12 protein-coding genes and 2 pseudogenes are annotated in these 17,556 nt (G+C 56.5%); 5 read left to right on the top strand and 9 right to left on the bottom strand.

The window, feature by feature from the left end:
- The 7 genes and pseudogenes from HPS55_RS14375 to HPS55_RS07080 form a co-directional block, all read right to left on the bottom strand.
- A pseudogene (locus HPS55_RS14375) lies at positions 1-980 on the bottom strand (DNA methylase); the annotation flags it as partial.
- Positions 981-1,084: 104 nt separating this feature from the next.
- Positions 1,085-2,747: pseudogene (locus HPS55_RS14370) on the bottom strand (N-6 DNA methylase); the annotation flags it as partial.
- Positions 2,737-3,189 carry a DUF1896 domain-containing protein gene (locus HPS55_RS07100; protein WP_172324868.1) on the bottom strand — a complete coding sequence of 151 codons (453 nt, stop codon included), beginning with the start codon at positions 3,187-3,189 and terminating at the stop codon, positions 2,737-2,739. The gene HPS55_RS07100 and the pseudogene HPS55_RS14370, both read right to left, overlap by 11 nt.
- A gap of 164 nt (positions 3,190-3,353) precedes the next feature.
- Positions 3,354-5,444, bottom strand: a complete 2,091-nt coding sequence (locus HPS55_RS07095) for a type IA DNA topoisomerase (protein ID WP_172324866.1) — start codon at positions 5,442-5,444, stop codon at positions 3,354-3,356.
- 56 nt (positions 5,445-5,500) lie between these two features.
- Positions 5,501-7,075 carry a DUF3945 domain-containing protein gene (locus HPS55_RS07090; protein WP_172324864.1) on the bottom strand — a complete coding sequence of 525 codons (1,575 nt, stop codon included), beginning with the start codon at positions 7,073-7,075 and terminating at the stop codon, positions 5,501-5,503.
- A 19-nt stretch (positions 7,076-7,094) separates the two neighbouring features.
- On the bottom strand, positions 7,095-7,445 hold the full coding sequence (locus tag HPS55_RS07085) for a helix-turn-helix domain-containing protein (protein ID WP_121737173.1): 351 nt from the start codon (positions 7,443-7,445) through the stop codon (positions 7,095-7,097).
- A 3-nt stretch (positions 7,446-7,448) separates the two neighbouring features.
- Complete coding sequence (locus HPS55_RS07080; RefSeq protein WP_417010937.1) at positions 7,449-7,808, bottom strand: helix-turn-helix domain-containing protein; 360 nt, start codon at positions 7,806-7,808, stop codon at positions 7,449-7,451.
- 208 nt (positions 7,809-8,016) lie between these two features.
- On the opposite strand from HPS55_RS07080, the gene HPS55_RS07075 reads away from it, so the two are divergent.
- A complete protein-coding gene (locus HPS55_RS07075) occupies positions 8,017-8,310 on the top strand; it encodes a helix-turn-helix domain-containing protein (RefSeq protein ID WP_121737172.1) in 294 nt (97 codons plus the stop codon).
- Positions 8,311-8,349: 39 nt separating this feature from the next.
- On the top strand, positions 8,350-8,655 hold the full coding sequence (locus HPS55_RS07070; RefSeq protein WP_068960797.1) for a helix-turn-helix domain-containing protein: 306 nt from the start codon (positions 8,350-8,352) through the stop codon (positions 8,653-8,655).
- A 76-nt stretch (positions 8,656-8,731) separates the two neighbouring features.
- Here the strand turns inward: HPS55_RS07070 and HPS55_RS07065 are convergent, their stop codons facing one another.
- Both HPS55_RS07065 and HPS55_RS07060 read right to left on the bottom strand, forming a co-directional pair.
- Positions 8,732-9,094: a RhuM protein gene (locus HPS55_RS07065; protein WP_123613423.1), complete on the bottom strand. Its 363-nt coding sequence runs from the start codon at positions 9,092-9,094 to the stop codon at positions 8,732-8,734.
- A 12-nt stretch (positions 9,095-9,106) separates the two neighbouring features.
- On the bottom strand, positions 9,107-10,342 hold the full coding sequence (locus tag HPS55_RS07060; protein WP_123615928.1) for a site-specific integrase: 1,236 nt from the start codon (positions 10,340-10,342) through the stop codon (positions 9,107-9,109).
- A gap of 396 nt (positions 10,343-10,738) precedes the next feature.
- On the opposite strand from HPS55_RS07060, the gene HPS55_RS07055 reads away from it, so the two are divergent.
- The 3 genes from HPS55_RS07055 (at position 10,739) to HPS55_RS07045 (ending at position 17,554) form a co-directional block, all read left to right on the top strand.
- Entirely contained in the window at positions 10,739-13,450 is a 2,712-nt protein-coding gene (locus tag HPS55_RS07055) for a family 43 glycosylhydrolase (RefSeq protein WP_172176317.1), read from the top strand.
- Between the two features lie 17 nt (positions 13,451-13,467).
- Positions 13,468-15,852: a glycoside hydrolase family 127 protein gene (locus HPS55_RS07050; RefSeq protein WP_172176315.1), complete on the top strand. Its 2,385-nt coding sequence runs from the start codon at positions 13,468-13,470 to the stop codon at positions 15,850-15,852.
- A gap of 325 nt (positions 15,853-16,177) precedes the next feature.
- A complete protein-coding gene (locus HPS55_RS07045; RefSeq protein ID WP_172176313.1) occupies positions 16,178-17,554 on the top strand; it encodes a glycoside hydrolase family 43 protein in 1,377 nt (458 codons plus the stop codon).
- Positions 17,555-17,556: the final 2 nt, after the last annotated feature.

Raw genomic sequence — 17,556 nt, 5'->3', positions numbered from 1 at the left:
TCCATGCTGGCGGAATAGGCGATTTTCACGTCCGTACCGAAAAGATGGCTCATGTAGGCGGCATACACTCCCGTGGGAATCCAGCGTTCCCCGAAGTTGAAGTCGAGGTCTTCAAAGGCGATGCGCTGGGGCTCGGCTTCTTTCAGAGCCTCCAACGCCTCCTTAACCTCCGGCAGCCGTTCACTTTCGGGATTGCCGCCCATCCATGCCTCAATCCGTTCCGCCTTCTCTATCACGTTCCCCGCGATGAACCTGTCCTTTATCTCGTAACCGGTTACGAGCGGGTTGTAGAAGACCCGCCCTTTGAGGGCGTCAAGCAATCCCTCCTCCGTGCTGTCGGTTATCTCCCGCATATAGTCGAGATTGACCGTGCCGAACTTGTTGAGCGATGCGGAGAGTGCCTCTTCGGGAGAGCTTACGTTGGCATAGCTCTCCACCGAGAAGGAAACGGGACGCTCGAAAATGTCCGCCTTGACGAACCTGCCGTCCTCCGCACGTTCCAGCGAAAGGATGTCGCGCCCTCCGGCATCCATCATCACCAGTTTCACGTTCTGTCTGGCGTTGAGGTTGCCGTAGCGCATGACAAACTCGTCGTAGCAGGTGTTCAGGTGTTCACGCCACACGGGATTTGCCTCGCGCCTGTTCGTTTCATAGCGGTACAGCCGCTCGTATGCGTCACGGAGCGACATATACAGCAACGCCTTCTCCTTCTGGAAGCCCGTTAGTCCGAGTGGATGGAATGTCGCGCCGTAGGGCGTGATGTCCTTCAGATAACCGATGTCGCGTGCCCTGCTTGCCACTAGCGAGCCTTCACGCAGGTGCATTTCCGGCGTGCGGTGGTAGGGGCGCGGCGTAAGGTCAGGGGCTTCCTCCTTCGGCTTTTCCGGTTCAATTTCAGGGAAAAGTGAAGTGGCTGCCTGCTCACTTGGGCTATTGTCCATAACGGGAATGGGAGTTGCCTCCGGCTGTGCTTCAGTCTGTTGTGCCGTTTCCTTCTCCGGTTTGTTATCAAATGAAGGCACAAAGGCAGGATTCAGCGTGTCCTTGACACCCGACTTTTTCAGTTGTTCCTGTCTGTGCCGTTCCGCTTCAAGACGTAGAGCCTTGCGCCGCTCCGGTGTCAGGCTCATCATCGTTTCGTAGAAGCCGTTGATGGGCGGATTGGTGTCCCAGTCCAGCGTGGCGTAAATATCATCAGGGTCGCTTTGTTTGACGATATTATCCGGCTTTGCCTCCTTGCTTCCGGTTGCAGGCTTGACGGTTTCAACGGGAGGCGCGGCGGTAACCTGCGGTTTCGGTTTGGGGACGGCGCGTTTTGCCGTGCTTTCCTTTTTCGACGCCTTTTTCTTCTTGGGGGATTCCGGCTTGCGGACTTCCTCCGTCATTCCCCAGAGGTCGAGCAGGGAGAGCTGCACGCCCGCCTGATAATTCGGTTTGCGGGGCTCTATCTCCGGCTTTTCCTCTATCAGTTGCGGTTTTTCGGTTCGGGCTTCTTCCGTCCGTGCCGTAATTGTCGCTTCCGGCTTCATGGCAGGCTGTTCCGGCTTGGTTTCAACGGCAACCGCTTTTCGCTCCCCCGCTTGCCCGATTGCGCCCGAATACAGGCGCATGGCAAGCCTCATGTGACAGTCCTCGTCAAGCATACGGCGCAGGTCCTCCGCGATGCCTGCCGTCTTGCCCTCGTGCGTATAGACCATAGCGGGCTTGCCGTAAGGGTCGGTGTCGAGTTTTGCGGTCGTATGCACGATACGTTCGGGATGGCGGACAAAATAGGCGTTGTCCGTCAGGTTTGTCTTCGTGTCCGTCTGTATCACGGTCATCAGCCGTTCGTCCTGCGACAGTTCCGTCTTGCGCAGGTTCTTTTGCAGTACAATAAGGTCGCTGCCCACCTCTGTCCCCGCATTGTCCGAAAACAGGTTGTTGGGCAGGCGGATTGCCGATACCAGATTCGCCTGACGGAACAGCTCGTCGCGCACGGAGGTCTTGGAGCTGTTCAATACCCCCTGCGAGGTGATGAACGCCACGATGCCGCCGTCGCGCACTGTGTCCAGCCCTTTCAGGAAAAAATAGTTGTGGATGGCTTTTTGCGCCGAACGCCTGCCGAAAGATTCGCTCCTTTGAAACCCGGCGTCGAACACGGCTATGTCACCGAACGGGATGTTGGACACCGCCAAGTCGAAATAGTTGTTGAACGGCTTTTCGATTTTCTCAAAACCGTCTATGCGCATCTTTTTGTCGGGGTGGAGCTGCCGCAGGATAGTACCCGTGAGGAGGTCTTTCTCAAACGCCATCACATCCGCATCGGGACTGTGCCGCAGCACGGCGTCCACGAATACGCCGACACCCGCCGACGGTTCCAGCACGCGGGCTGGGCGGACGCTGTAATCCGCCAGCACATCGGCTATGGTGTCGGTTATCTCTTCCGGGGTGTAGAAGGCGGTCAGCACGGACGCTTTCAGCGAGTCCACATACCGCTTGTACTGCGTATCGTCCTTGCTGTTCCCGCGTACCAGCCTGTGCAGTTCCGCAGTAGGGGCAAACAGTTCGAGGTCGGATTTCGCCCAGTGGACAGCGTCCGTCAGTTCCCTTGCCGGGTTCAGGATACATTTCAGCCCGCCGAAACCGCAATACTTTTGAAGTAACGCACGTTCTTCGGGGGTCGCCGCTCTCCGTTCCCTCTCAAGGGTGAATGCCGTCCGTATCGCCTCGATATTGTCCCGCAGCCGTTGTTTGCGGTTAAACGCCATACTCGTCGATATAAAGGACGACGGCTCCCGTCAGCTCCGTGTAGAGCAGGTCGTAATCGGGCGACAGGGCGAAGTTGTCGTCCGAAAGGTCATAGACGGAGAATACGTTTCCGACAAGCGGAAGCAGTTTCCGGGTAAAGGATTCACGCTCCGCTTCCGGCACATCGTCGGCAAACTCGTTTTCCACGACTTCGCGCAGGATGGCGTACTTAGAGTAGCGAAGTCCCTCCGTCAGCGTGCGCATCGCCAGTTCCTGCGCACCGGCAGCAGGATAGCCTTCGAGCATTGCCCGTTCATACGTTCCGGCGGCACGGTCGGCGCGTTCACGGATGAAGGCTTCGTCGGTTGCCTGTTCAAACCTGTTTGTTCTGAGATAGTCCAGCAGGTACAGACCGTAGTAGGAAAAGTCGGTCTGACCCTCGTTTTTCTTCTTGTTGTTCATTACTTTGGAATTTAGTGGATTGATAATGACGGGGATAATCGTCTGAAAAGGAGAAAGAAAAGGCACTCGGTATCCCTCCGAGTGCCACCACTAAATCCAAAGTATGAGTGTAATCCGGTATCGAAGAACAATTCATTACTCTGAACCAGTGGCAAAGTTACTCATTATTTTCTTCTTCTCGTAGAGGTTGCCTTATTTTTCCTTTCGGGGAACACGAAAGTCGTGTTGTAGTCCCCGTCAAAGGTTACTATGGCATCGAAACTCTTTCCCTGCTTGCTTTTGAAGCCTTTGAGCAGCTTCGTGTGCCCTTCGGTGAGCAGGTCTTTGATCTCGTCGTCGGAAAGGGAGCGGTTCGCCTTCAGGCGGAACACGGGCAGCCCGCACTCCGCGTTGTCGCAGCGGACAACCTTGCCGTAGAACTGCATCATGCCGGTTCCGCACTTGGGGCACTTGCAGCCGGAATCCCTGCGGGAGAACAGCTTGTCGCACGAGAGCAGTTCGGAAGTGATTTCGCGTGTGTAAGCCTCTATCTCCTTGCGGAAGGTGTCGGCGGGCAGCTCACCGCGCTCGATGCGTGCCAGATTCTTCTCCCATTCGCCCGTCATGGCGACGTCGGCGATGCGCATCGTCTTCACGACCGAATGGAGGGCAAGCCCTTTTTCAGTCGGCACAAGCGACTTCTTGCAGCGTTCCATATAGCCGCGCTTGAAGAGCGTTTCGATGATGGCGGCGCGGGTGGCGGGCGTGCCGATGCCGCAATCCTTCAACGCCTGACGCAGCGCGTCGTCCTCTATCTCCTTGCCGGCCGTTTCCATAGCGGACAGCAGGGTGGCTTCGGTATGCAGCGGCTTGGGCTTGGTCTTGCCCTCCGTGATGGAGCAGCCTTTCAGCGGCAGCGTGTCGCCTTCCCGCCAGCCGGGGATAGCGGTTTCCTCCTTGTCTTCCACGCCATAGACGGCACGCCACCCGGCTTGCCTGATGATGCAGCCTTTTGCCACGAACTCCACTCCGGCACATTCCGCCGTGACGGTGGCGGTGTCCTTGACGCATTTCCCGGAGAAAGCCTCGATCATGCGCCCGGCAATCATCTGATAGACGGTATTGTCTTCTTTGGAGAGGAACAGCGGCTTCTCGCCCGTGACGAGCAGAGCATGGTGGTCCGTCACCTTGCCGCCGTCCACGCTGCGGCGTGTCGGCACTGCCTTCGGATTGACTTTCTCTTTCCATTCGGGCAGGCTGCCGATGAAGGCGAGCAGCTTGGGGATTTCGGCGAACACGTCTTCGGGGATGTAGCGGCTGCCGGTTCTCGGATAGGTGACAAGTTTCTTTTCATAGAGCTTCTGCGCGATTTCAAGCGTCTGTTCCGCCGTGAAGCCGTGCTTGGCGTTCGCTTCCTTCTGGAGCGTGGTCAGGTCGTACAGAAGCGGAGTTTCCTCCGTCTTCTCCTTGCGCTCGGCTTTCGTGACGGTGGCTGTGCCTGCTTCCTTTACCTTATTATATAGCGTTGTGGCAGGTTCTTTCTCTTTCCATTTCTCGGAAGAGGAGAACTTCACCACTCCTTCGTCGCAACCGTCTGTTGCGATATGGAGCTGCCAGAAGGGTTCGGGCGTGAAGCGGCGGTTCTCCCAATAGCGCGCGCACACCATCGCCAGCGTGGGTGTCTGCACCCGCCCGACGGAGTATGTGCCGTGTCCGGCGGCGATGGAGAGTGCCTGCGTGCCGTTGATGCCCACGAGCCAGTCGGATTCGCTCCGCGCTTTGGCGGCAAGGTAGAGGTTGTCGTATTTGTCGCCCGCTTCGAGGTTGCGCAGTCCCTCGCGGATAGCCTTGTCGGTGAGCGAGCTTATCCAGAGGCGCACGAAAGGCGTGGCGCATCCGGTGTAATGGTAGAGGTATCGGAAGATAAGCTCTCCCTCGCGCCCCGCGTCGGTCGCCACGATGATCTGTTCGCTTTCCTTGAATAGCCGGGCGACGGTCTTGATCTGCGACACCACGCCGCTGTCGGGCTTGTAGCCCTTGTCCGTCTTTACCTGACGGGGGACGAGCGTGAAGGTATCCGGTATGACGGGCAGGTTGTCGCGGACGAAGCCGCGTATGCCGTAGCCGTCGGGCATGGCAAGCTGGACGAGGTGTCCGAACACCCATGTCACGGCGTAGCCGCCTCCCTCGAAATATCCTTCCTCTCTTTTTGTAGCTCCGACGATGCGGGCGATCTCACGTGCCACGGATGGCTTTTCAGCAATGATTGTCTTCATATTTTCTTGGATTGATGTTTATAAATGTTACTTTGGATTCAGTGGCGGACACGGGGTTACATCCTCATGCCCTTGTTTCTCTTTTTGCCGTTCTCCTGCTGCTGTTGCTGCGCGGTGTCCTTCGGGGCGGTCTGTCCTTTCTGCAACGGCTCCTTCAGGTTCTTGGTCGCTTCGTTGGTCTTGCCCTCGCTGTTCACAGCCACCTGCGTGCGGCTCTCGTTGGAGGGTGCGACCTTCTGCGCGTTGTCGGGGTCGGTGTCGTAGCGGTACGGGCGTCCCTTCTCCGGGTTGAACCTGATGTACATCGTGGCGTGGAAGCCCTGCTTGTCGGTCACGTTCTCCAGTTTCACTGCTTTGCCCGCCACGTAGTCGGCTTTCTGCTGCTCGGTGAACTCCACGCCGCTCCATTTGCTGATGGGGCGGATACTGCCGTCGGCGTTCGTCCACGAGTTGCGGCGTTGCCCGTTCTGTATGGCTGCGGCGTTCTCCGCGTCCTGTGCCTGTCCCTGTATGGGATTGTTCTTGGCTTCCTGTGCCTGTGCGGCACGGGGCGACCTGCCGGTCCCCGGCACGAACTCCACACCGCGCTGCTCCACGTTCACCTGAAGGGTGGTGACGAACTTCCTGCCGTCCTTGCGCTCGATAAGTTTGTCGCGCACGGGCAGCCCGGCGCGGAGCATGTCCTGCTCCTGCTTGGTGATCTCCGTCTTGCCGATGCGCTCCGGTATGCGCACCTTGTTTGCCGGGATGTCGGTAATCTCGTTCGTCTTGCGGTCTATGCTGATGAACGAGGGGATGATCTCGCCCGTTTCCCTGTCCACGATGTCCACGACCCTGCCGAGGTTGCCCGTTTCGCGCAGGTTCTTACGGTCTTCATCGGAAAACTTGTGTTCCTTGTACTCGTCGAGCTTCTGCTCCTTGCGTATGAAGTGCGGCACAAGGCTGACATTACCCTCGCTGTCTTTCTTGAAGGAGAGGCGCGCGTCCAGCTCGAAAGCCTCGCCGCCGAAATTGGGCGACACTCTCACCAAATCGGACTTGCCGTAGTTGAGCATCTTGGTCAGGTCGCCGGACTTCTCAAGGTCGTCGCGTCTTACACCCCATTTCTCTTCCAGCTCCTGCCAGTTGATCTTGCTCTCGTCGATGGGCTGGTAGCCCCGGTTGCCCTGCGTCTGCTGCGGGCTTTCCTGATTCTGTTCATTTTTCTGTTCCATTTCTTCCTGTTTTTTAGGTTCTTCCTGTTTCTGTTCAGGCTTTTCAGCCGCCTGTTCCTCCTGCACTTTCTTCTCGTAGCCGGAGGTGTCCACCTTGTGGGGCGCAAGCATCTCCTTGTTGCCGTCGGGGTCTTTCAGCAAGTCCTTGATAACCTCCAGCAGTTTGTCGGCTTGGTCTGCCGCGACACGGTAGAAACCGAAGCGGCTGGGTTCCTTACACTGCCGGAAGAAGTTCTTGAAGAAGTTGTCCAGCACGTCGCCGTGGCGGTCGAATTGCAGGAAACTTTGCGCGTTCTCCGCTTTCGCGGGGGTGCGCTTGGGGGAGCCGTCGGCGTTCAGCCCGGCTACCACGCTGATTTCGCCCGTCTTCTCGTCACGGACAATCAGCACGTCCTTTTCGTCTTTTTTCTTTGCCATCTGAAAAATGTTTTAATGGTTATTTTTGAAAGAAATTATGGATACGAGCCTTGTAGAAGGCTATATCTTCTTTTTTGAAGTCCTTTACGTGTCCGGAAAGGAACGTCAGCACGTCCTCCTCGCTGTAATAGGTCTTTTTGCCGAGCGTCTTGTACGGCAACGCGCCGGTGCTGCGGTAGCGTTGCAGGGTGCGCTTGCTGATCTGGAGCAGCATGCAGAGGTCCTGGTTGTCGAACATCCTGATACGGTCCATCGGGTCCGGGGCTTTGCCGGACGGCTGCAAGGAAAGCAGCAGTTCGTCCTGACGGTCGAGCCGTTCCGTCAGTTTCCGCATCCAGTCCTCGAAATTGTTTCGGGTAAGCAGTTCCATACGTCACGTCCTCCTTCCTCTGGGTTTGCCGCCGCCCGTGCGCAGCGTGTGGTTGCGTTTCAGTTCCGTCGGTGTCGCCGCGTCCTCCACCACGGTGCAGTCCGCAAGCAGGCGGTCGATTTCCGATTGGCGGTAGCGGCACTTGCCGCGCAGCACGACATAGGCGATGCGCTGTTCGCTGCGCATGCGCTGGAGGGTGCGGCAACTCACGTTCAGCAGGTGCGCCGCCTCGCGGGTGGTGAGCAGCCTGTCGGGGGATTCTCCCTTGCTTTCGCCCGAAACGGCACGCACGTGTGCCGCTATTTCGGCTATCTGTTCCGTCAATGCGGTGAAGGCGGAACTTTCCATCGTTATCACTTTCATATTCAGTCCTTTCTTTTGGTTTCTGTGGCAAAATTCGGCAATAAACCAAAGGGGCTTTAACAGCTCACTACGTGTCTCACGTAAGATTTTTATGGGAAATGGCTCCGTAACCCGGACAGACAGCGCAACATACAGCCTTTTAGCGGGAAACGGCTCGTGTTCACGGCTGTGACGTTACCTTTGTGGCAAACTCTGAAATGTTTTGCTTATGGAAATAGTATCTATCGAGAAAAGGACCTTCGAGATGATGGTGGCGTCCTTCAACGCCCTCTCGGAGAAGGTTGCCGCCTTGAAGCGCAAGAGCGACGGAGGGCGGCTGGAAAGGTGGCTCACGGGCGAGGAGGTCTGCGGGCAGTTGAGGATCAGCCCGCGCACGTTGCAGACGTTGCGCGACAGGCGGCTTATCGGCTACTCGCAGATTAACCGCAGGTTCTATTACAAGCCGGAGGAGGTCAAAAGGCTCATTCCGCTTATCGGCACGCTCTATCCCGGCGCAAGATGATTTGATTTTTATTATTCACAACCCACTGAATCCGAAGTTATGATGAACGAGAACAATGAAGTGTTTACGATGGAGGACGAGCCGCTTGCCACCGTGGTGCAGAATATGCGCAAAGGCTCCAAATGGCTCTCCGCCTTTCTGGAAAGTTACCGCCCGCCGCTGGACGGGGAGCGTTACCTGACGGACAGGGAGGTGGCGGAACTGCTCCGTGTCAGCCGCCGCACCTTGCAGGAGTACCGAAACAACAGGGTGCTGCCCTTTATCCTTTTAGGCGGGAAGGTGCTTTACCCCGAATCGGGGCTGCGTGAACTGTTGGAAGCGAATTACCGCAAGCCGCTGGAATAAGGCGACTGCATGAAAAAAGGAAACGGACAGCCCCGATGGAGTTGTCCGTTTCCTTTTTGTTGGCACGTATGCGTGTTCAGCTGTATCCGGCTTTTCCGTTCTGTATGAACATCACGTATGCCTGCCGCTTCTCCTTCGAGAGTGCCTTGCCCACCAGCCACGTGCGGAACACGTGCGTGCAGTAGGTGTCCAGCCGGAAGGCGACGGGGATGATGATTTCAAGCGAGTAAACATCCCCGTAAAGACCGTTTTCGAGCTGTATGTAGCGGCATACCTCGTAATCGCTCAGCACGTCCGTCTTTAGAACGGCCCTGATGGCGGCGTTCACTGCCGGGACGCCCGTATGGAACAGCCCGGCGATTTCTCCGGCGGTCATCCATATCTCGTTACCGGTTACGCGGACCGCCTTGTCCTCTATGATGATTATGTCACGTTTCATGGCTTTTCTTTTTTAGATGGTGCAACCTGCAAATTCCTCAATCGTGTTCAATCTCGCGGCAAGGTTCTCCATGTCTTGGTTTAGCTTCTCTTTGGTTATTTTCGCGTATATCTGCGTTGTCTTTATGCTCTTGTGCCCTAACATGGAACTTACCGTTTCAATGGGCACGCCGTTGGATAGGAACACCGTCGTGGCTGCCGTGTGGCGGCTCTGATGCCACGTGATATGCTTGGTGATGCCGCAACGCTTGGCGACGGCACGGATCCCGTACAGGCAGGTCATGTAGTGCGGCACGGGGAATATCCTCCCGTCCCCGCACAGACCCCGGTATTTGTCGATGATGCGCTTGGCTATGTCAAGCAGCCGGATATTGGAAACGACACCTGTTTTCTGGCGGTTGATGTTTATCCACTCGTGTTCGTCGAAATAGGTGCGGATATTATCTTCCGTCAGGTTGCGCATGTCGGCGAACGACAGGCCCGTGAATGCGCAGAACAGGTATAAATCACGGTATAGCTCCTGCTTGGCGTTCTTCAGTTTGCCCTCCATCAGTAGCCGGATTTCCTCTTTCGTCAGGAAGCTGCGGGTCGTTTCTTCCTTCTTGATTTCATACTCCCTGAACGGGTCGCGCGTGAGCCACTCGTTGTTGATGGCGATGAACACCATCGTCCGCAAGGGGCAGACATACAGCCACACGGTATTGGTGCAGCAGTGTTTGTCAGTGCGCAGGAACATCTCGAAGTCGGAGATGAAAGCGGGCGTAAGCTCTTTCAGGGCGATGTCCTTCACGCGGTAGCGGATGGTGAGGAACTCTTGCAGATGCTTGTAAACGGTCTTGTACTTCAAGAGCGTGCCTTTGGCTTTCATACCGGCCTCCACCTGTTTCTCGTAGTCCTCGTTGTGCTGCCGGAACACCTGCATCAGCGTGTGGTAGCGGTGTTCCAGTCCGAGAAAAGCGTTCTTGACCTTTTCCGCAGTGACGAAGTTGTCACGCTCCATGATTTCCTGATAATGTTTGTTGATGCGCACACGCATCTTATCGAGCATGCGGTTCGTTTCGAGTGCCGCCGAGCTTCTGCCAGTGACACGTCCTCCTTTGGTGTCCCACAGCTTGGGATCGACGGTCAGTTTGCAACTGAACTGCGTTTGGCTGCCGTCCACCGTGATGCGTCCCATGACGGGCACTGTCCCGTCCTTTTTCACTACCTGACGCTTGAGGTAGTAGATTACTGAAAATGTACTCTTCATCGTCCTTAATTTTTTTAGGTTCAAAATTAGTTGGTGAAGAGTCCGGTGTCGGTACGCAAAACGGGGAGGAACGGCGCAATCTTTTTCCGTAACCGGATTTGTTGCGTGACTTGTCAATAACTCACTAATCCTTAACGTCTTGTTTCGCTGTCCGTGTCCGCTTGTCGCCCTTTCGGGCATGGTTACGGACAAGTAACGTAGCGGCGTCCTGATTTGGCTTCAGCGGTGATTGCGATGGCTTCACGAATAATCGGAAGCACGACTGAAACCCCTGTAACTCAATTCTATCACTATATCTTTCCGCATTTCACTTTTTTGTAGTAACTTTGCAAAAGAAACCTGAAACAATATAATTATAAGCAGATAACCATATCTTTCAAATATTAGTATATGACAATGAAAAAGCATTTTATTTCGGCATTGCTCATGCTGTGGTGCTTATGTTCAAATGCAACCATGGTGACCAATCCGATGTTGTGGGCCGACGTGCCCGACCCCGATGTGATTCGTGTGGGTGACTATTACTATATGGTGACTACCACGATGCACCTGATGCCGGGCGCCCCGGTGATGCGTTCCACCGACCTGGCCCACTGGGAGACGGTGAGCTATCTGTTCGACCGTCTCACCGACTCGCCCAAGTACGACATGAACGAGGGAACGGTGTACGGCCGCGGACAGTGGGCTACATCGTTGAAGTATCACAATGGTATGTTCTATGCCCTGTTCGCGCCCAACGACAATCCCGGCGGCGACACATATATATACAAGACGCCCGACCCGACGCAGGGATGGACGCTGCACTCGCGGTTGAAGCATTTTCACGATGCGTCGCTCTTCTTCGATGATGACGACCGTGTCTACGTGTTCAGCGGCACGGGTCGCCTGCAGGAGCTCAACAAGGACCTCACCGGACTGAAACCGGGCGGCTTGGATGCCACTGTGGTGCGCAACGACGACGAGGACAACGGACTGCTGGAGGGCAGCCGCGTGATAAAGCACAACGGCAAGTACTATCTGCTGATGATATCGTGGCCGCGTGGCGGCAAGCGCCGTCAGCTGTGCTACCGTGCCGACAACATTGCCGGCCCGTACGAGAAGAAAAAGATACTGGAAGACAACTTCGCCGGATTCCCCTACGTGGGGCAGGGCACCATCGTCGACGGTGCCGACGGCAACTGGTACGGTATAATCTTCCAGGACCGTGGCGGTGTGGGCCGTGTGCTCACATTGTCGCCCTGCCGTTGGATTGACGGATGGCCCATGCTGGGCGACAGCGACGGCAAAGTGCCCGTGGTGATGCCCGCCGTGCCCACTAAGGTGAAGGACAACGGTGTGCGCAAGGTGTCGCTGGTGTCGAGCGACGGCTTCGACAGCGACAAGCTGGGCCTGCACTGGCAGTGGAACCACAATCCCGTGGACAACGCCTGGTCGCTCACCGAGCGCAAGGGATGGCTGCGCCTGAAGACGAGCCGGGTGGTAAACAATCTCTATGCCGCCCCCAACACCATCAGCCAGCGCATGGAGGGCCCGAAATGTTCGGCCGCCGTCACGCTCGACATAACCGACATGAAGGATGGCGACCGTGCGGGATTTGCCGCTTTCAACGGCCATTCGGGCATTGTCACCATAGGCCGCGACGGCAAGAACACGTGGATAGCCATGACGTCGGCTGTGGTCGACCTTGACAACCGCACTAAGGCCATAACCAAGGTAACGGAGGAAGAGCTTGAGCGCGTTACCGGCATCACATCGCAGACTGTATTCCTGCGGATAGATGCCGACTTCAACCTGCATAAGGACCTGGCCACGTTCTATTACAGCACCGACGGCGAGCACTGGACAGAGATCGGCAAGCCGTACAAGATGCAGTTCGACTATCGCCGCCTGTTCATGGGCACACGTTTCGCCATATTCAACTATGCCACCAAGAAGGCAGGCGGATATGTCGACGTGGACGATTTCTCATACCGTTGCGACGAGAAGGACTACGGACATCAGGAGACCGAATATATAATGAAGAACACCACGGCCGCCGTAGACAACGTGCCGGGCAACGACTTCCCGCGTCTGGACAGCAATCGCCGCGCGTGGTTCCGTCTGCGTGCTCCCGAGGCACAGCGTGTGCAGGTGGACATCTGCGGCAAGAAGTACGACATGAAGCGCGACGCACAAGGCATGTGGACGGGATGTACCGACCCGCTGGTGGTGGGCTTCCACTACTATTTCCTCGTTGTCGACGGCGTGTCGATGGTCGACCCCGCCACCGATACCTTCTTCGGATGCTGCCGCCAGTCGGGTGGAATAGAGGTGCCCGAGGGCGACGAGGGCAACTACTACCGTCCGCAGCGTGGCGTGGCCAAGGGTCAGGTACGTTCGGTGCAGTATTACAGCGAGTCGACGGGCCGCTGGCGCCGCGCCATGGTGTACACCCCGGCCGAGTATGAGACGAAGACAAAGAAGCGCTACCCTGTGCTCTATCTGCAGCACGGCATGGGCGAGGACGAGACGGGATGGAGCAAGCAGGGCATGATGCAGAACATCATGGACAACCGGATTGCCGCCGGCACGTGCGAGCCGATGATTGTGGTGATGGAGAGCGGCGACGTGGAGGCTCCGTTTGTGCCCCGCCGCGGCAAGGATGTCAACGAGGAGCGCAGCCACTACGGCGAATCGTTCTACAAGGCGCTGCTCAACGATCTGATACCGATGATAGAGAGCACGTTCCGTTGCAGGACCGACCGTGACAGCCGTGCCATGGCCGGACTGTCGTGGGGCGGCCACCAGACGTTCCATACAGTGTTGCCCAACCTCGACAAGTTCGCTTATATAGGCACTTTCAGTGGTGCGCTGTTCGGCGTAGACGTGAAGACGTGCTTCAACGGCGTGTTTGCCGATGCCGACAAGTTCAACTCGCAGATACATTACTTCTTCATGGGATGCGGCAGCGAGGAGAATTTCGGTACGGGCGGCATGGTCGACAATCTGAAGAAGCTCGGCATCAACGTGGTGTACTACGAGTCGCCGGGCACCCACCACGAGTGGCTCACATGGCGTCGCTGCTTCAACGAGTTTGTTCCCCATCTGTTCAAGAACAAGAAAAAGTAAGAAACACAATACACAGAATGAAGACGAAAAGAATGTTTTTTGCCGGTGTGGCAATGCTCGCGTGCTCGGCAATGATGGCACAGTCGCGGCTCTATCCGCAGCTCTTCGACCTTACCGACGTGGAACTCACCGACGGCACGTTCAAGACGGCCATGATGCTCAACGACTCGGTGCTGCTTGAATATGACGCCGGGCGGCTGATGCAGCCCTTTGAGCATCAGGCCGGCGTGAAGGAGAGCGGTGCCGCTTTCCGCAACTGGACCGGACTCGACGGCCACGTGGGCGGCCACTATATTACGGCGCTGGCCGTCAGCTACGCCTCGTGCCGCGACGAAGCCATGAAGCAGCGTCTTGGCGAGCGCCTCGACTGGTGTCTCGGCCGTTTGAAGGCCGTACAGGACAAGTGGAACGCTGATGCCGACAGTCGCATGCACGGATATATCGGCGGTGTGCCCGGTTCGCGGGAGTTCTTCACCCGCTATGCCTCGGGCGAGGTCGACGTGGTGTGGAAATGGTGGGTGCCGTTCTACAACATTCATAAGATATATGCCGGACTGCGTGATGCGTGGCTCTATGCCGGCCGTGAGGATGCCCGCACGATGTTCATCGGGCTGTGCGACTGGGGTGTGAACCTTATCGGCGGCTTGACCGACGGGCAGATAGAGTCGTCGCTCAATCAGGAATATGGCGGTATGAACGAGGTGTTTGCCGATGCCTATCAGATGACGGGCGACGCGAAATATCTTGATGCGGCCCGCAAGTTCTCGCACAAATGGCTGCTCAACGGTATGGCTGCCCGCAAGGCGTCGACCATCGACAACAAGCACGCCAACACTCAGGTACCCAAGGTGGTGGGCTTCGAGCGTGTGTACCAGCTCGACCATTCCGCCGAATACGGCGAGGCGGCCCGCTTCTTCTGGAGCGATGTGGCGGGTGAGCGCACCATCGCCGTGGGCGGCAACTCCATCAACGAATGGTTCCCGACGGCGAAGAAGTATGCCAACTTCATAACCAGTGTCGAGGGCGTTGAGTCGTGCAACAGCTACAACATGCTGAAACTGTCGGAAGACATCTTCCTGAGCGACCACGACAGCCGCTATGCCGACTTCTACGAGGGCACGCTCTTCAATCACATACTTTCCACCCAGCATCCCCGCACAGGCGGCTATGTTTATTTCACGCCGGCACGTCCGCAGCACTACCGTGTGTACTCACGGGTGAACGAGGCCATGTGGTGCTGCGTAGGCAGCGGCATGGAGAATCACGGCAAGTACGGCGAGTTCATCTACAGTCATTCGGCTGCCAACGACAGCCTGTGGGTAAACCTGTTCATTGCTTCGCGGCTCGACTGGAAGGCCCGCAAGACGGTAATCGAGCAGGCCACCGCGTTTCCTTACACTCCGTCTACCGAACTTACGGTGAAGGGCAAGGGCAAGTTTACGCTGCTGGTGCGCATACCCAAGTGGACCGACGGCCGCTTTGCGATGACCGTCAACGGCGAGAAGGCTGTATACGAGGTGTGCAAGGGCTATGCCGCCATCACCCGCAAGTGGAAGAGGGGCGACATGGTGAAGGTTGATCTGCCCATGTCGGTGCGCATCGAACCGCTCAACAACTATACCGACTATGTGGCCTTCAAATACGGTCCGATATTGCTTGGCGCCAAGACCGGACAGGACAATCTGCGCGGACTGTATGCCGATGACAGCCGTATGGGCCATATCGCTGCCGGTGAGCGGAAGAACATCTACACTGCCCCGATGCTCATCGGCGAGCGCGACCGTCTGGCAGCCGCCGTCCGCCCGCTCGACAAGACCCGCCTTACGTTCACTATCGAGGGATACGACATCGAGAACCGTGGCGCCGAGCCTCTCGTGCTGCAACCGTTCAGCACCATCCACGACAGCCGCTACATGATGTACTGGCTCAACGTCGACCACAAGAAGTGGCACCGGATGCAGGCCGAGAGCAAGGCCCGCGAGGATTCGATACAGGCTCTTGAGGCCCGCACCGTAGACTATATCATTACGGGCACGCAGCAGAGCGAGGCCGACCATTTCATGAAGCAGGAGAACACCAGGCACGGCTCGTTCAACGACGAGTACTATCGTCGGGCCGAAGACGGATTCTTCGTATACAGTATGAATCCCGGCGCCGAGAACGATGACACGCCCAAGGCGCTGATGCTCCGCTACTGGGGTGGCGACCGCGGCACGGTGACAGTGGACATCGACGGACAGACCGTATGCACGCTCGATGCCAAGGGCGGCAAGGAAGGTTTTGTAAACGTGGAATACCCGATTGACGGAGCCCTGCTGAAAGGCAAGAAGCGTGTAGATGTGCGCCTGTCGTCCGATGGCAAGGGCCTGAGCGTATACTACGTGCGCATCACCAAGAAGTAAGGGTGGGCCCCTCCCGGCCTCCCCAAAGGGGAGGTGCTGCGTGTATGGCTTGGCAATATTCACCTGGATTGTAGGGACTTTACCTTTGCATATTCTTGTATTTGTCCGCTATATATATGTTGAATATCAATATATTGTGAACGGACAAATACAAGAATATGTCCCTACACTAAAGGGAATCAATTACCTTTCATACATTGTTGATGTTTGGTTTACTCTGCGCGGTCGGTTCCTCCCCTTTTTTTTTGGGGGGGGGGGAATGTGAGAAAGCGTTGCCGCAAAGTCCTTTTAAAGTCAGAATACGAATAACTAAAAAACAAATAAAATGAATACTAAGAAAATATTATTGTCATCACTGATGCTCACGGGGCTTGCAGCCTCGGCACAGAACCCTATAGTGCAGACATGCTACAGCAGCGACCCCGCACCGATGGTACACAACGACCGTATGTACGTATATACCGGACATGATGAGGCCGGTGCGGACTTCTTCTGGATGTACGAGTGGCGTCTTTATTCCACTGACGATATGGTGAACTGGACAGACCATGGCGTGCCCCTGTCGCTCGGGACATTCAAGTGGGCTGACGACCGTGCCTGGGCCGCTCAGTGCATAGAGCGAAACGGCAAGTTCTACTGGTACATCTGCGCCCACTCGAAGTTGTCGGGCGGCATGGCCATTGGTGTGGCTGTGGCCGACAGTCCTACCGGTCCGTTCAAGGACGCGATAGGCAAGCCGCTATTTGACAACGGCAAGTGGGACAATATCGACCCTACCGTACTGATTGACGATGACGGGCAGGCATATGTCCTGTGGGGCAATCCCAATATATATTGGGCCAAGCTCAACAATGACATGGTTTCGCTCGGCAGTGAGGTGGCTATGATAGAACAGACCGTAGAGGGTTTCGGTGCACCTCAGATGGACAAGCGCGAGAAAGGCAAGAAATATAAGGACAACTATACCGAGGGCCCGTGGCTGTCGAAGCGTAACGGCAAGTACCAGCTGCTCTACGCGGCCGGCGGAATCCCCGAGCACCTGGCATGGTCGGAGGCCGACAATATAGCCGGTCCGTGGCGCTATAAAGGCATATTGATGCCTGAGGGCAACACCAAGTCGTTTACCAACCATTGCGGAGTTGCCGACTACAAGGGACATTCCTATCTGTTCTACCACACCGGCAAGCTGCCCGGAGGCGGCGGTTTCGGTCGCAGTACGGCAGTAGAGGAATTCAAGTACAATGCCGACGGCACTTTCCCCGTAATACATCCTACCGACGATGGCGTGAAGCCCGTGGGCACGTTTAGTCCCTATCGCAAGGTGGAGGGCGAGACTATGGCCTACTCCAAAGGCATATCCACTGAGGTTAACGACAAGGTTGGCGTGTACGTATCCGACATTCACAACGGTGACTGGCTCAAACTGCAGGCCGTTGATTTCGGCACATCATCGCCCGCAAGCATCGAAATATGTGCAGCCTCGGCACTGCTGGGCGGCACCATTGAGCTTCACACCGACAGCATCGGCGGTCCATTGCTTGGCAAGGTGGATATTCCACGTACCGGCGGATGGGAGAAGTGGCAGACGATAAAGGCCGCCATGAGTGGCAACGTGACCGGCGTGCACGACCTTTACTTTGTCTTCAAGGGCTATAAGGGCCGCAAGTTGTTCAACATCGACTGGTGGAGAATGAAGCAATGAGC

Origin of the sequence: Xylanibacter rodentium (assembly GCF_013166575.1) — a bacterium.
GTDB lineage: Bacteria > Bacteroidota > Bacteroidia > Bacteroidales > Bacteroidaceae > Prevotella > Prevotella rodentium.
The sequence above is the reverse complement of the archived record's forward strand: the minus strand, read 5'-3'. Positions and strand labels throughout refer to the sequence as shown.

Excerpts from the sequence above, each read along its gene's own strand:
- HPS55_RS07100 (WP_172324868.1), bottom strand. The coding sequence starts at position 3,189 with ATGAACAACAAGAAGAAAAACGAGGGTCAGACCGACTTTTCCTACTAC.
- HPS55_RS07095 (WP_172324866.1), bottom strand. The coding sequence starts at position 5,444 with ATGAAGACAATCATTGCTGAAAAGCCATCCGTGGCACGTGAGATCGCC.
- HPS55_RS07090 (WP_172324864.1), bottom strand. The coding sequence starts at position 7,075 with ATGGCAAAGAAAAAAGACGAAAAGGACGTGCTGATTGTCCGTGACGAG.
- HPS55_RS07085 (WP_121737173.1), bottom strand. The coding sequence starts at position 7,445 with ATGGAACTGCTTACCCGAAACAATTTCGAGGACTGGATGCGGAAACTG.
- HPS55_RS07080 (WP_417010937.1), bottom strand. The coding sequence starts at position 7,808 with ATGAAAGTGATAACGATGGAAAGTTCCGCCTTCACCGCATTGACGGAA.
- HPS55_RS07075 (WP_121737172.1), top strand. The coding sequence starts at position 8,017 with ATGGAAATAGTATCTATCGAGAAAAGGACCTTCGAGATGATGGTGGCG.
- HPS55_RS07070 (WP_068960797.1), top strand. The coding sequence starts at position 8,350 with ATGATGAACGAGAACAATGAAGTGTTTACGATGGAGGACGAGCCGCTT.
- HPS55_RS07065 (WP_123613423.1), bottom strand. The coding sequence starts at position 9,094 with ATGAAACGTGACATAATCATCATAGAGGACAAGGCGGTCCGCGTAACC.
- HPS55_RS07060 (WP_123615928.1), bottom strand. The coding sequence starts at position 10,342 with ATGAAGAGTACATTTTCAGTAATCTACTACCTCAAGCGTCAGGTAGTG.
- HPS55_RS07055 (WP_172176317.1), top strand. The coding sequence starts at position 10,739 with ATGAAAAAGCATTTTATTTCGGCATTGCTCATGCTGTGGTGCTTATGT.
- HPS55_RS07050 (WP_172176315.1), top strand. The coding sequence starts at position 13,468 with ATGAAGACGAAAAGAATGTTTTTTGCCGGTGTGGCAATGCTCGCGTGC.
- HPS55_RS07045 (WP_172176313.1), top strand. The coding sequence starts at position 16,178 with ATGAATACTAAGAAAATATTATTGTCATCACTGATGCTCACGGGGCTT.